General features: G+C 62.8%; 19 protein-coding genes. 4 read left to right on the top strand and 15 right to left on the bottom strand.

Annotated features, from left to right (window positions below; translation table 11 throughout):
• Window positions 1–212 (bottom strand): SulP family inorganic anion transporter (locus L598_RS03925; RefSeq protein ID WP_246658624.1); only part of this gene is annotated, 212 nt, incomplete at its 3' end.
• 88 nt (window positions 213–300) lie between these two features.
• Window positions 301–555, bottom strand: a complete 255-nt coding sequence (locus tag L598_RS03920) for a helix-turn-helix transcriptional regulator (RefSeq protein WP_144860592.1) — start codon at window positions 553–555, stop codon at window positions 301–303.
• Between the two features lie 268 nt (window positions 556–823).
• Between L598_RS03920 and L598_RS03915 the strand changes: the two genes are divergently transcribed.
• Window positions 824–1,717 carry a hypothetical protein gene (locus L598_RS03915; protein ID WP_144860590.1) on the top strand — a complete coding sequence of 298 codons (894 nt, stop codon included), beginning with the start codon at window positions 824–826 and terminating at the stop codon, window positions 1,715–1,717.
• A gap of 79 nt (window positions 1,718–1,796) precedes the next feature.
• Here L598_RS03915 and L598_RS03910 read toward each other — a convergent pair whose 3' ends face one another.
• The 3 genes from L598_RS03910 to L598_RS03900 all read right to left on the bottom strand — a co-directional run bounded on the left by L598_RS03910 (window position 1,797) and on the right by L598_RS03900 (window position 4,787).
• A complete protein-coding gene (locus tag L598_RS03910; RefSeq protein WP_144860589.1) occupies window positions 1,797–2,147 on the bottom strand; it encodes a DUF1491 family protein in 351 nt (116 codons plus the stop codon).
• A gap of 86 nt (window positions 2,148–2,233) precedes the next feature.
• Window positions 2,234–3,085, bottom strand: coding sequence for a peptidoglycan-binding protein (locus L598_RS03905; protein WP_144860587.1), 852 nt, complete (start codon window positions 3,083–3,085; stop codon window positions 2,234–2,236).
• A complete protein-coding gene (locus L598_RS03900) occupies window positions 3,060–4,787 on the bottom strand; it encodes a PAS domain-containing sensor histidine kinase (protein ID WP_246658623.1) in 1,728 nt (575 codons plus the stop codon). The genes L598_RS03905 and L598_RS03900 overlap by 26 nt, the downstream gene beginning before the upstream one ends.
• Before the next feature lie 522 nt (window positions 4,788–5,309).
• Here L598_RS03900 and L598_RS21360 point away from each other — a divergent pair.
• Both L598_RS21360 and L598_RS03890 read left to right on the top strand, forming a co-directional pair.
• Complete coding sequence (locus L598_RS21360; RefSeq protein ID WP_186444924.1) at window positions 5,310–5,726, top strand: DUF5330 domain-containing protein; 417 nt, start codon at window positions 5,310–5,312, stop codon at window positions 5,724–5,726.
• A gap of 48 nt (window positions 5,727–5,774) precedes the next feature.
• The gene (locus L598_RS03890) at window positions 5,775–6,194 is read left to right on the top strand and encodes a SufE family protein (protein WP_144860583.1); all 420 of its coding nucleotides are present in this window, start codon (window positions 5,775–5,777) and stop codon (window positions 6,192–6,194) included.
• A gap of 41 nt (window positions 6,195–6,235) precedes the next feature.
• Here the strand turns inward: L598_RS03890 and L598_RS03885 are convergent, their stop codons facing one another.
• A complete protein-coding gene (locus L598_RS03885) occupies window positions 6,236–7,063 on the bottom strand; it encodes a DUF6456 domain-containing protein (RefSeq protein ID WP_144860581.1) in 828 nt (275 codons plus the stop codon).
• The gene (locus tag L598_RS03880; protein WP_246658622.1) at window positions 7,064–7,372 is read right to left on the bottom strand and encodes a helix-turn-helix domain-containing protein; all 309 of its coding nucleotides are present in this window, start codon (window positions 7,370–7,372) and stop codon (window positions 7,064–7,066) included.
• Between the two features lie 333 nt (window positions 7,373–7,705).
• On the opposite strand from L598_RS03880, the gene L598_RS21700 reads away from it, so the two are divergent.
• Window positions 7,706–8,056, top strand: a complete 351-nt coding sequence (locus tag L598_RS21700; protein ID WP_246658621.1) for a cytoplasmic protein — start codon at window positions 7,706–7,708, stop codon at window positions 8,054–8,056.
• A gap of 23 nt (window positions 8,057–8,079) precedes the next feature.
• On the opposite strand, the gene L598_RS03870 is transcribed toward L598_RS21700, so the two are convergent.
• From L598_RS03870 to mbhE, 8 genes are all read right to left on the bottom strand, one after another.
• Entirely contained in the window at window positions 8,080–8,505 is a 426-nt protein-coding gene (locus L598_RS03870) for a MucR family transcriptional regulator (RefSeq protein ID WP_144860579.1), read from the bottom strand.
• Window positions 8,506–8,745: 240 nt separating this feature from the next.
• Window positions 8,746–9,120: a monovalent cation/H(+) antiporter subunit G gene (gene mnhG / locus L598_RS03865; protein WP_144860577.1), complete on the bottom strand. Its 375-nt coding sequence runs from the start codon at window positions 9,118–9,120 to the stop codon at window positions 8,746–8,748.
• On the bottom strand, window positions 9,117–9,449 hold the full coding sequence (locus L598_RS03860; RefSeq protein WP_144860575.1) for a cation:proton antiporter: 333 nt from the start codon (window positions 9,447–9,449) through the stop codon (window positions 9,117–9,119). The genes mnhG and L598_RS03860 overlap by 4 nt, the downstream gene beginning before the upstream one ends.
• Entirely contained in the window at window positions 9,446–9,919 is a 474-nt protein-coding gene (locus L598_RS03855; RefSeq protein ID WP_144860573.1) for a Na+/H+ antiporter subunit E, read from the bottom strand. Before L598_RS03855 ends, L598_RS03860 begins: the two co-directional genes overlap by 4 nt.
• A complete protein-coding gene (locus L598_RS03850) occupies window positions 9,916–11,454 on the bottom strand; it encodes a Na+/H+ antiporter subunit D (RefSeq protein WP_144860571.1) in 1,539 nt (512 codons plus the stop codon). Before L598_RS03850 ends, L598_RS03855 begins: the two co-directional genes overlap by 4 nt.
• 7 nt (window positions 11,455–11,461) lie before the next feature.
• Complete coding sequence (locus L598_RS03845) at window positions 11,462–11,839, bottom strand: Na+/H+ antiporter subunit C (protein WP_144860569.1); 378 nt, start codon at window positions 11,837–11,839, stop codon at window positions 11,462–11,464.
• Window positions 11,839–12,258 carry a Na+/H+ antiporter subunit B gene (locus L598_RS03840; RefSeq protein WP_144860567.1) on the bottom strand — a complete coding sequence of 140 codons (420 nt, stop codon included), beginning with the start codon at window positions 12,256–12,258 and terminating at the stop codon, window positions 11,839–11,841. The genes L598_RS03845 and L598_RS03840 overlap by 1 nt, the downstream gene beginning before the upstream one ends.
• 1 nt (window position 12,259) lies before the next feature.
• On the bottom strand, window positions 12,260–12,980 hold a 721-nt coding region (gene mbhE, locus L598_RS03835; RefSeq protein WP_144860717.1), incomplete at its 5' end, for a hydrogen gas-evolving membrane-bound hydrogenase subunit E.

Below are 12,980 nucleotides of genomic sequence, written 5' to 3'. Positions count from 1 at the left end.
CCGCCGATGATGGAAGTGTATAGCCCCCGGTCCGGCGTCACGCCCGAGGCGATGGCGATCGCCATGGAAAGAGGCAATGCCACGATGGCGACCGTCAGGCCGGATATGGCGTCGGCCTTCAGGCTCGCCAGTCCGTATCCTTCCTTCAGGACCGTGAAAAGCTTGGGCGTAAAGAGTTCACGAAAATCCGGTTTTGCGGTCGCGGCGGCCATCACAATCCTTTCCTTTGCCACCATTCTGGCGGGATCGTCGGCCGGGCTGCGGTCGGCGCGCCGCTCTTCGTTCAATCAGGAGCAAGACTTAAGAGGGGTCCGCTTTGAGGCGAACCCCTCTCCCTCCACCCGAACTCACGGCATTCTCGCCGATCAGTTCGATCCCCGCCCGGTCGAGAGCCTCGACCAGCTTGGTCAAGGTATCGATCACGCCGCGCACATTGCCGTCGCTCGCCTCCATGCGCTGAATGGTCGGCACCGACAGGCCCGCCATTTCGGCAAGCTGGCGCTGATCGATCCCGAGGAGCGCCCGGGCGGCGCGCATTTGTGCGGCTGTGATCATGAATAAGGTCTATATCTGATCCTTTATTGATCATATACTATCTATCCACTCTGATGTCCAGAACATCAAAAATGGTCTTTCGCACATGATACCAGATCCCGTTCCCTCCCCGGCGGAAGGCCGCGGTCAATGGAAGCCCTCGCCCAAATGGCAAATGCTCCTCTAAGAAACGCGGTTAACAGCTTTCTAACGGATACCGGCTAGGTTCATGGCCGGGCGCGGTTTGCCCGTATCATGTGTCGAGTTGCAGCGTCAGGCGTATCTGCCCGTGTCATCTTCGGTCTTCAGACAGATCGCCCAGGGAGGGGAAGGAGGAAAGGCCGAACGGCTTTTCCGTGCCGCCGTCTCGGCTTTCTGTTCGCTGCCCCGGCCGTCACGCAGCGAGATCGTCCAGCTCGACGACCTCACCCTGCCCCTTCTCGATTGCGTGCCTGCGGATGCGCGCCGCTTCGCCGCCGCCGCCCTGTCGGAATGCGAAAGCGTGCCGCCCGGCTTGCTTCGGCGGCTTGCCAACGAGCCCGTCGAGATTTCGGAACCGCTTCTTGTCCGTTCCCGCGCGCTGAGGGATATCGACCTGATCGCGCTTATCGGCCGTCATGGCCTGCCCCATGCCCGCGCCATCGCCCGCCGGCCGGGGCTCAATCCGGCGATTGCCGATCTCGTGCGCGCGCTGATCGCCCATGCCGACAAGCCGAAGCAGGACGAGGCCGCAGGCCGCCGGAAGGGAATGGCCGAGGAGGCCGTCCGCGAGCGGCTGCGCGAAATGATGCGGGCAACCGATGGCGACGAAAAGGCGGCCAGCGCCGATCAGAATGCGGGCGAGCCTTCCTATGACGAATTGCGCAGGGCCGCGCTCTCGGGCGACGCTTCCCGTTTAAGGACGGTGCTGGCGAAAGCCCTGGGGCTTGATCACGAGCAGGCGCGCCGGCTGCTGACCGCATCCTCCTATCTCGACCTGATGACCGGCCTGCGCGCCATCGGGCTGGAAACCGAGCAGGCTTTCCTGCTGACCGCAGCCGCTTTCCCCGCCTATTTCGGCCATTCGCAGGCTGTCCGGCTTTTCGTCGAACGCTTCGAGCGTATGGAGCCGGGCGCGGCGCAGGCTTTTCTGCAGCGCCGGAGCCCTGGAGATGCCGCCCGCAGGAATGCGCTCAGGGCGTGACTAGGGTCAGTAGTTGATTCTCGTCGAGCTTTTGAATTTGACCTTTGAGCAAGCGGATGACGGAGACGGGACTCAGATGTCAAATTCGTTCCACTAGCTCGAAATAAGTCCCGGCCGGATCGTCGACGGTCTCCACTTCCACTACCCAAAGGTCCGCGTCGAAACGCATCTCGCGCTCCAGCCGGGCCGCTATCTCGGTCTCCTCCTCCGTCGTGATCAGAAGGCTGAACTGACGGTCCGAAGGCCGCGCCTCCGTATAGCTGATCTGCGGCGCCGGGCCGTAGAGCGTCACCCGTCCGAAGCGGTCCCGGCGGGTGATGAAAATCGCCCCCGCCTCGGCTGCGCCGCGCCGCACGACCGCAGCGAACCCGCCTTCGGCAAAGACCCGCCGCACCAGCGCGGAAACCCAGATCTCGGTGGTGACCCGCATGTCGCGATCCCTTTGAACCGAAGCGGTTTCACTTGTATTCAGCGCCGCGTTCGTCCCTTTCTTCGTCCCGACGCCGCCCGCCAGCCTCAATTCGTCAGGCCGATTTCGCGCATCTTGGCCAGCAAGGCCGCATCCGGCTCGCCGGTCACTTCCAGCCCGAAAAGTGACTGGAATTCACGGATGGCCGCGCGGGTGTCCTCGCCAACGATGCCGTCCACCTCGATTCCGTCATTGCCGAAGGCTTTCAGCCCCGCCTGAATGCGTTCGATCAGGGGATCGTTCACGGGCTCCGTCGAAGCCACCTGCACCGGCCTTTCCTGCTCGGCCACCTCTGCCGGGCGCGGCGTAGGGGGCGGTGGCGCGCTTTCCTGCGGCTTCTCCTTCATGCCGAGATGCTGAAGGAGCGTATCGTCTATGCCGCCGGTCACTTCGATGCCCACAATGCGCTGATAGCTTTCGATCGCGCTTCGCGTCTGCGGACCGGTCAACCCGTCCACCGGGCCACGATAAAGATTAAGGCCGCCGAGCACCTCCTGGACCTTGCGCACGGTCTCGTCGCCGCCGGGTTTTGCGGCATTCTCCGGCGGTGGTACGGCACCTGTCGTCTCACTTCTGTCCGGTGCGGGAACCGGCTCGGCCGCCGCCTGAGGCTCGGCCGGACGCCGGGTCGGCTCTGGTATCGATTCGGGCTCAGGCACCGGCGCCGGCTCGGTGGCGGCGGGCATGTTCTGCCGCGTGGCGAAAAAGGCGCTCTCATGGAAATGCGGCTGATACCACATTGCATTGGCCGAGACGAAAAAGAGCGAAACCAGGAATGCCGTGCTGCCTCCGGCCACTGCCGGATTGCGCGAAATGGCGCTGCCGGCGGCCGAAAGGCCGGCAAGCATCAGGCTGGCAAACCCGCTGCGCTGCTTACGCCGTTTTGCGGATCGTTTCATTCTTCGTCCCGTCATCGATATGCTGTGTCTGGTTGGCGGCCGCGGCATCAGCCTCGCTGGTGGCGTCCTCCGGCTCGGCCACCGGCAGCGTGATGCTGACGCAGGTGCCCGCACCCGGCGCGCTCTCTATTGTCATGCCGCCGCCCTGGAGGCCGACCAGTCCCTTGACCAGCGCAAGGCCGAGGCCTGTGCCGTTAAACTGCTTTGTATAGTCGTTTTCCACCTGCATGAAAGGCTTGCCGATGCGCTTCAGGTCTTCGGCCGAGATGCCAATGCCGGTATCGCTGACATGGAATTGCAGCCGCTCTCCGATGCGCTCGGCCGTCACCGTGACGCCGCCGCCTTCCGGCGTGAACTTGATCGCATTGCAAAGGAGGTTGATCAGAACCTGCTGGACGGCGCGGCGGTCGCAATAGACCTCACCGATATCGGCCGGCACATCGACGGTGACGGATACGTTGCGATCGCTTGCCAGCTTCTCCGTCATGGACAGGCTGAGCTGGACCGCGTCCTCGAAGCGGAAGACCTCGGGGCGTATCTGATAGGTGCCCGATTCGATCTTGGAGACGTCAAGGATCGCATTGACCACCGCCAGCAGATGGCTGCCCGCGTCATGGATCAGCCGCACATATTCGAGCTGGCGCTTGTCGCTGAAACTGCCGAACATCTCATGCGAAAGCACATCCGAAAAGCCCAGTATGGCGTTCAGCGGAGTGCGCAATTCATGGCTGACGGAGGCCATGAAGCGGCTTTTGGCGATCTCCATGCCCTCGACTGCTTCCCTGGCCGCTTCGAGCCGCATCGTCAGTTCGGCAAGTCGCGAACCGTCGCGCAGCACGGCGACCAGCAGACCCGTGCCGGGATCCCGGACGATCTCGGCCGAGAAATGGGCGTAACGGCCTTGCGCCGTTTCCGCCGCGGGCAGACGAAGCCGCAGGTCGATCTTGCGCGCCGAGGCCCCTTCGCGCAGATCCGAAAGCGCGCAGAGATAGGCCACGCGGTCGGCCACATGCACGCGATCGAACAGGCCGGAGCCGAGCAGCATTTCACAAGGCAGGCCAAGAAGCGCCGCAGCGCGCCGATTGGCATCCACGACGTCGCCGGCCTCATCCAGATGCAGCACGACCGCGTCGATCAGCTCTTCCAGCGGACGCGGCTCAGCTTCTGTCTCGACCGGTTTTTCAGCGGCGAGCAGGCCCTGCAGCCGCGGCCACAGCGTCGCGCCATAGGCAAGCGGCACCAGCCAGTGCCAGGCCGATCCATTGGCGGGATCGGCAGCGATCAGGCCGGTGGTCGAAAGCACCGTTCCAAGGCCCAGCGCCCCGACGGCCGAGGCAAGACCGGCAAGAGCGGCCTTCCTCGTCCGCCCGCCCCAGGCGGCCTCGATGATCGGTGCGGCAAGCAGGACAGCCAGCGGCGAGGCAGCGCCGCCCGATGCCGCCAGCACGATGCCGAGCGCCGGGGCGGCCAGAACAAGCGCCATGTGTTCGGCCAGACGCCTTTTTGCCGTCGCGATGAGAAGGAGCGCCACAAGCAGGCCCGCGCCCAGCGTCGCGCAGGCCGCCGCGACCGTCGCGGCGGTTCCCAGATGTCCGGCCAGGCTCTGCGCGACGGCGGCTGCCGCTAGGAACGGCCCGGCCAGAAGAGTGCCGATCAGCCTTCCCTGCCGCCGGCGCTCGCCACCGGTCACCGAAGGGTGCACCAGGCGTTCGCAGGCGGCCGCTATCCCTGCCGACGGCTTACTGGGCTTGGACGCTTCTGCACTCAACTCGACGCACTCTCGGAACTGGCCTGGGTAGTGATTTTCTTGTCGTGCCGACACTCGCATCTAGCCTTTAAGGAAAGGATAAACGGCACGCCGCCAATGCCGGAAAAACGCGCGGCAAGGCCGATGGAGCCGCCGATTTCGGCACGGATTGGCGTCATGGTAAACAGTCGGTAATGGCGATCAGGCTCCAGCCAGCCCCTGCTGAAATGCCGGGCCAGGACGAAAAAACATTTTCACGTCAGAGATTTGGGCGGTCTCCGGAAGCTTACCGGCACAGGCAGCATTTCGAGGGAAAGACGTTTCATCCGCACATCTTCAGATTTTCGAAGCAAGATTCACTGAAAATTTTAGCAAAGCTGGCAAGCCGGCCTTGGATCCTGCCGTCTATACTGAGCGGCAGGGACAGCCCCGCCGGCAGCAGGCATCTGTCGGCGGGCGGACAAAGGGACAAGAAAAATGGGTTTTCTGATCCGTTGCATATTCTGGCTGTCGCTGGTGCTTCTGGTCATTCCGATCCGGACCGGCGAGGAAGGGTCCGAGACAACCACCGTTGGCGCCATTCAGGCCTTTTTCGCCGTGCGCGGGGCTGTCGAGGACATAACCGGCATCTGCGAGCGCAAGCCCGATGTCTGCGAGACCGGGCGCGCCGCGCTTCACACGATCGGCGCGCGGGCGCGCGAAGGCGCGCGCATGGCCTACGAGATCATGGGCGACGAGGAAGGAAAGGCCGGCCTCAAGGAGGATGGCCTCAGGGAGGATGGCCTCAGGGAGGATGGCCTGGAAATGCCGCGCATGGAGGCCGGCGTCGAGGCCCTGCCGACGCCCCGGCCCGACGTTTCGCTCAAAACCGGAACCGTTTCCGGGCGCGAATAGGGCGATTTTTCCCGTGACGCGCGTCCTGCCGGCCACTATATGCGGGGCATGACCACAAGGCTCGACACCATTCAAGAGGATTTCGCCTTCCTGGACGACTGGGAAGAGCGCTACCGCTATATCATCGAGCTCGGCAACGACCTGCCGCCCTTCCCGGAATCCTCGCGCGACGACGCCCACAAGGTGCGCGGCTGCGTCAGCCAGGTCTGGCTGCACACCGAATATGGCGAGGGGCCCGATCCGGTCATCACTTTCTATGGCGATTCTGACGCCCATATCGTGCGCGGGCTCGTGGCGATCATGATGGCGCTTTTTTCCGGCAAGCGTGCGAGCGAGATCAGGCGCACGGATGCCGAGGCGGTCATGCGCGCGCTCGGCCTGGACGAGCATCTGACGCCGCAGCGGGCCAACGGCCTGCGCGCCATGGTCCAGCGCATCAAGCAGGAAGCCGAACTGGCTGCGGCTTGAGGTGTCACACCCCTCCGGCACTGGGCCGGAGAGGTGAAACCTCACCCCATGATCTTCGGCCGGTAGCCTTCCGCGCCCCAGTGCAGGATCGGCCGGCTTTGGCTGCCGCTGCAAAGATGTGGCTCGTAGTGACGGCTGAGTGCGCCGAGCGCCGTCTTCAGCACAACTTTGGCCGAACGCACCGGCCAGCCGCGCTCGGTCTCCACCCGCTCCAGACCCTTGAGAAAACAGCAGACATCGACAAGCACGCCCGCAAGTTCCGGCCCGACGGCCTGCAGCGCGCGGTCCACCCGCTGGCGCGCGGCAAGGGCCGCGTCGGTCAGTTCGACCATGCCGCCCGAGCCACCGGCGCGCCGGCCGGACGCCACCGCCGCCTGCCAGTTGGCGGTGATACGCGGCATGATCTGCCCGCGCGTGTAATCGGCCCGGAGCCGTTCGCCAGCGCGGATTTCCGCACCGGTCAAAAACCGCTCTCCCTTGCGGGTCCTGCGGCTTGCAAGCTGGGCGAGCGGCGATTCGGCGAGATTGATCTCCACCGTCTCACGCATTCCCTGCACTTCCATCACTACGCTGCCTGTCTCGCCGTGCTGCGCACGAAACGGCTCGACCGTCGCCGCGGCCCGCCGCGCAAGCGCCTGTCCTTCCGCCGAAAGCCGGGCGCACTTGCCGGAAACCACCACCAGGCCCTGGGCAAGCAGCGCGCGAAACTCGCCCCTGCGCACCGAGATCGTGCCCCGGTTTTCCGTTTCCAGAAGCAGGTTGTCGCCGCTGCCGGCAACGGCGATCGTGGCCGGGCCTGCCGCAAGGAAGCGCGACACCCGCATCTTCTCCCTTGAACTCCTGTCCTCTCTTTTCATGCCGGCGGTCATTCAGCGGACCTCCCGGTTGCGGAACGCAGCGGCGGTTACCCGTTCGGTCAGGCTCAGGATGCGGTCGAATTCGGCATCCTCGCGCAGATCCTCGATCAGGTGGCAGGCATGTTGCACCGTCGTGCGGTCGCGGCTGAAGCCACGACCGACCTCTGCCATTGTGAGCCGCAGCACGACATGGGCGACATACATGCCAATCTGGCGCACGCGAGAGATCGCCGTGCTCGATCTCCCCGGCCGGCGCAATTCCTTGCCGCTGACATTGAACAGCGCGGCAACGATGTCGATCACGCATTCACACATCTCCATGCTGCGCTCGTCGGCCACATGGCTGAACCGCCGGCATTCGCAATCTGGCACAAGGCTTTGGACCGCATTTTCTTCGGGCGGAAGACCGGTGGCACATATGGCGGCGGAAGACTTCACGGAACCTGCCCCTTTCGTTCTTGAAGGAATAAATTCTTATAACCGGCGGCGCGGCCATTGTGAACAAAAGGAGAACAAATTTATCCCCGAAGAATCCCCATCTCATTGATTCTTCTTTGTTTATTCTGCGTGATCCAATTTTTTGACGTCGTTTTTGTCCCCGCCTCCTGCTGCGGCGCGATGATCCGCGGATCGGTTCAGCAGCAAAGGTGGCAGATGTCTTTGGAAAGTGAGATCCGGGCTTTCCGGCAGCGCAAGCAACAGGAAGCGATCGAGGCGAGGCAGAACGTCGCCTTTTTCCTTATGTCAGGCATAGATCTTTCGGCCGCGCTCGAAATGCGCGGAGACGAACGCCGCTCTATCCAGCGCCGTCTGGAGCGGCTGATCGAGCGCGAGCGGCTGAAGGGCGCGCGGCGCCACTGGAGCTATGATCTCAACAGGCACATAGCCCTGAAGCAGGCGCTTGACCGTCTGAGCGGCAAGGAAAGGCGGGCGGACGAGATCGCTCCGTCCCGCAATCCGCGCCGGCAAAACAAACGGCGCCGGAAGGCGCCGCTCGTTTCGTGATACGATTGTCGGATCAGCGGATATTACTTGCCCTTGCGCTTGCGCCCCAGGCCCATCTTCTTGGCCAATTGCGAGCGCGCGGCCGCGTAATTGGGCGCCACCATCGGATAGTTGGCGTCAAGGCCCCATTTCTCACGATACTGGTCGGGCGACAGGCCGTAATGGGTCATGAGGTGGCGCTTGAGAGATTTGAACTTCTTCCCGTCCTCGAGACAGATGATGTAGTCGTCATGAACCGACCGCTTGGGATTCACCGCCGGCTTCTGCTTCTCGGTCGCTATTTGCTCGCCTGTACTTCCGACCCGGCCGAGCGCAGTATGGATATCTGCTATCAGGTTGGGAAGTTCAGATACAGGAACGGGATTGTTGCTGACATAGGCCGCCACAACATCGGCAGTCAATTCGATCAGCATTTCATTGCTTTTGCTCGGGCTTTCGCTGATTTCCATTTTTCTGGACCCCTGACTGTTCCCTGCGCTATTTTGCGGCATAATTTCGTTCGCTTTATATCACAGGTTGTAATTGCTGGAATATTGATTCGCGGGCGAATATGTAATTCATGCTTCTAATAAGACAAGTCAACTCACTAAATTTTATTAGAGTGAAAGAGTGGGTCATGAAGGATTATACCAATCAAACAGTCTCTTCCGGAAAAATTCCGGGGATCCTATAGTAATCGCAACCCGAACCTACATGCTCTGTTGCCGCTCATTGGAAATCAATCCGGGCGCATCACCCGCAGACATTTCATCACATACCGACTTGTCCCACATCCGATAACCGGCCGCGTATGCTGCTTTGGCAAGAAGATGCGCAGAAATTGGGGCAGTGAGCAAAAAGAATACAATTCCTGCTATGGCGCGCGTCGTGATCGCCAGATCATCGCTATAGACCGCCAGCGCCACCAGCATGAGGCCCGATCCGACCGTGCCGGCCTTCGAGGCCGCATGCATGCGGGTATAGAGATCGGGCAGGCGCAACAGCCCGATCGAAGCAATGAGAGTGAACAGGGCACCGATGATGATCAGCGCACCCGCGAGATAGTTCTGCACGGCATCGATCATGGCGCGCGCTCCTCGAAGAAACCCTTCTTGTCCTCCTCGACGAATTCCTTTTGGTAGCGCCGGCTCATGACGAAGCGCGCGAAGGCGACGGTGGCGAGGAAGCCGACCAGGCCGAGCGCAATGGCGATGTCTAGATAGAGCGTGAAGCCGGTGCGAATGCCGATGATGGCGATGAAGCCAATGGCGGTCGCCACCAGCATGTCGAGCGCCAGGACCCGGTCCGGTAGGGTCGGGCCGATGATGACGCGTATGACAGTCAGCAGGAAGGAGACACTGAAAAGCGCGAGCGCTATGAATTGCGCCGCGATCAGGAAGCTCTCGCCGGTCACCGGAACGCCTCCATGATCTTGCGCTCGAAGCCTTCGGCGATGTCGCGCCGCGTCTGGTCCGGATCGGAGCAGTCGATGGCATGGACATAGAGGAAGCGCCGGTCCTCCGAAACATCCACCGACAGCGTTCCCGGCGTAAGCGTGATGAGATTGGCCAGAAGCGTGATCTCGAAATCCCGGTCCACCTTGAGGGGATAGGCGAAGATGCCCGGCTTCAGGTCCATTTTCGGCGTCATCACCATTACGGCGACCTTCCAGGCCGACATTATGAGCTCATAAAGGAAGAGTAGCGTCAGCGAGACAATGTGCCCCGCCCGCCTGAAATAGCCGAGCGAGCCGACCTGGCCCCGGATCAGATAAAGGGCGGCGGATGCGAGCACGAAGCCGAAGACGATATTGGCGAGCGTGAATGAGCCGGTCACCGCGGCCCATGCCAATGCCAGCAGGACATTCACCAGGTAAAGCGTCATGGCGTCGCTCCAGCGGGAAACACCGTGCCGATATAGACCGAAGGATCGATAAGGCCAGCGGCGGCACTCTCTGCAATACGGATGAATGGTTCCGGATAAACCCCGATCGCGATGACCGGAAGCGTGAGGGCGGCAAGCACCACATAACCCACGACCGGAACCTCGCCTTGCAGGGCAGCATCCGGCCCCTGACGCCAGAAGGCAAGGATGAAGAAGCGGCCGAGCGCGATCGTCGTCAGGATGCCGCTGGCGAGGATCGCAAAGGCCAGCCATCCGTTGCCGGCATCGAGCGATGCCTTGACCAGAAGCACCTTGGGCCACAGGCCGGAAGCCGGCAGCACGAGGACGAATGCACCGCCGGCAAGCAGCGGATGGCTGCGATAGAGCCCGGAAACCTCGCGCAGCGAATAGCTGCCCACCGCCTCGTTCACGATGCCGGCAAGCAGATAGAGCGCCGCCATCAGCAACATTGAATGGAAGGCGTAGAGCACCGTGCCGGCCACAGCCTCCACCGTGCCGAGTGCAAGGCCGGCCATCATCACGCCTATGCCGGAAATCACGACGAAGCCCATCATGCGGCGGATGTCCGTCTGCGCCAGCGCGCCCATGACGCCAAGGATCATGGTCGCCGCGGCCACCCAGGCGATAAGGCCCGAAAGCATGGCCCGCTCGGGCGGAAAGAGCATCACCAGCGTGCGCAGAAGCGCATAGACACCGATCTTGGTCAGCACGCTGCCGAAAAGGGCCGCGGTGACGATGCGCGGCGTGTGATAGGAAGCCGGCAGCCAGAAATTGACCGGGAAGGCCGCCGCCTTCATGCCGAAGGCGAGCAGATAGAGCATGGCGAGCGTCGTCAGCGGCGCGGTGCCGCGCAGCTCGCCTGCCTTGCCCGCGATGTCGGCCATGTTGAGCGTGCCGAAGATGCCGTAGAGATAGGCCGTGGCGATCAGGAAAAGCGTGGTCGCGATCAGGTTCAGCACGCCGTATTTCATCGCTCCGTCGAGCTGGCGCTCCTCGGAGCCGAGCACGAGCATGCCGAAGGACGAGATCAGGAAGACCTCGAACCACACATAGAGATTGAAGATGTCGCCGGTCAGGAACGCACCCCCCACGCCGGCCATCATCAGGAGCATGAAGGGATAGAAGCCGTAGCGCCGGCCGACGGCCTCGATATCCCTCGTGGAGTAGAGCGCGCAGACGATCGCCACCAGCGTGCCGACCAGCGCCATCGAGGCGCCGAGCGTATCGGCCGTGAAGGAAATGCCGAAGGGCGGCAGCCAGCGGCCCATGGTCATCACCACTGGACCGTCCGCCAGGACGCGGCCAAGCAGGAGCACATTGGCCACGAAGGTCAGGCCGAGCGCGCAGAGCGTAATGACGGCGTGGACGCGGGTATGATGCCTGACCATCAGAAGGAAGGCGCCGAAAAGGATCGGCACCGCCACCGGGGCGATGACCACCCAGTCGGCGAGCGGCGTCGGCGCGGTGATCATCGCGCTCGAAATATCCACTGCCGTTTCCGAAACCGCTGCCATGCCTGCCTCAATATCCCAGCGGCGGAAGGTCTTCGCCTTCCGGTTCGGCTATGCGCATGCCGTCCGTGTCGTCCGTGCCGAGGTCCTGATAGGCGCGGAAGGCGAGCACGAGCAGGAATGCGAAAAGCGAGAAAGAGATCACGATCGCCGTCAGGATCAGCGCCTGCGGCAGCGGGTTGGCCGTCACCGTGTCCGGAACGTCGAGGCCGAGCGGAATGATCGGCGGCACTTCCCGCACGACGCGACCGGCGATGAAGATGGTGAGGTTCACCGCATTGCCGAAGATGACGATGCCGAGCAGGATCCTGATGATGTGCCGCGACAGCATCAGATAGATGCCGACGGCAAAGAAGACTCCGACCACTATGGCGAGAACCGCTTCCATCAGGGCAGCTCCCTTTCCTCGAGCGCCAGGGCGATCGAGGTGATGGCGCCGACGACCACCAGATAGACCCCGATGTCGAAGAACATCACGGTGGATATGTCGACTTCCACGCCGAGGAAGCCGAAGCTGGTCCACAGCCCGGTGAGGAACGGCACGCCATAGACAATCGACAACAGTCCGGAAAGCGCGGCGAGGAAAAGGCCGGAGCCGGAAATCGCCATCGGATGGAAATAGAGCGCCCGGCGCGTCGCCGGCACGCCGCAGGCAATGCCGTAAATGGCGAAGGCCGACGCAGCGATGAGCCCGCCGATGAAGCCGCCGCCCGGATCGTTGTGACCGCGCAGGAGCACGAAGATGGAGAACAGCACCATCAGGCTGGTAAGGTAAGGCGCGACGGTGCGGAAGATCACGGTGCGCATGTCAGACCTCCCCCCCAATGCCGTAGTCGACGCGCTTGCCGCGCCGGACGCGCAACAGAGCCAGGATCGCCAGGCCGGCGATCATGACAACGGAAATCTCGCCCAGCGTGTCGAGGCCGCGAAAATCGACGATGATGACATTGACGATGTTGCGGCCATGGGCGATCACGCGTGAATTCGCGCTGAAGAATTCGCTCAGCGCCGGATCGAACGGCATCTGCACGACTTTCAGCATCATCAGCGTGAAGGCCACGCCGCAGCCGCCCGCGACGATCATATCGCGCACCTTCTCGTCGGTCGGGCGATGGTCGCTCGGATAGAGCCGCAGCCGCGTCATGGCGAGCGCCAGGATGACGACCGACAGCGTCTCCACCATGAACTGTGTGAAGGAGAGGTCCGGCGCGCCGAGCAGCATGAAGAGCACCGCGACCGCGAAGCCCTGTATGCCGAGACAGGCGATGGCCGTCAGCCGGTCGCGCGCATAGGGAACGGCGATCAGGCCGATCAGTGCGATCACCAGTATGGTCCATTCGTAGAATGGCAGGCTGGAGAAGCTCGGCAGCGACGGCATCTCGCCGAAGATCAGCATGGGCAGGAAGATCGACAGGGCCACGGCGATGAAGGTGGCGGTCATGTAGAAGTCCAGCCTGCCGTTCTGCACGATTCCCGTCGTGGCGAAGGAAAGCCGGATCGTGCCGCGCATGGCCTGGTCGAAGCCGCGG

This window comes from Mesorhizobium sp. J18 (assembly GCF_007829525.1).
GTDB lineage: Bacteria > Pseudomonadota > Alphaproteobacteria > Rhizobiales > Rhizobiaceae > VLJP01.
This window is presented reverse-complemented; position numbering and strand designations above follow the sequence as displayed.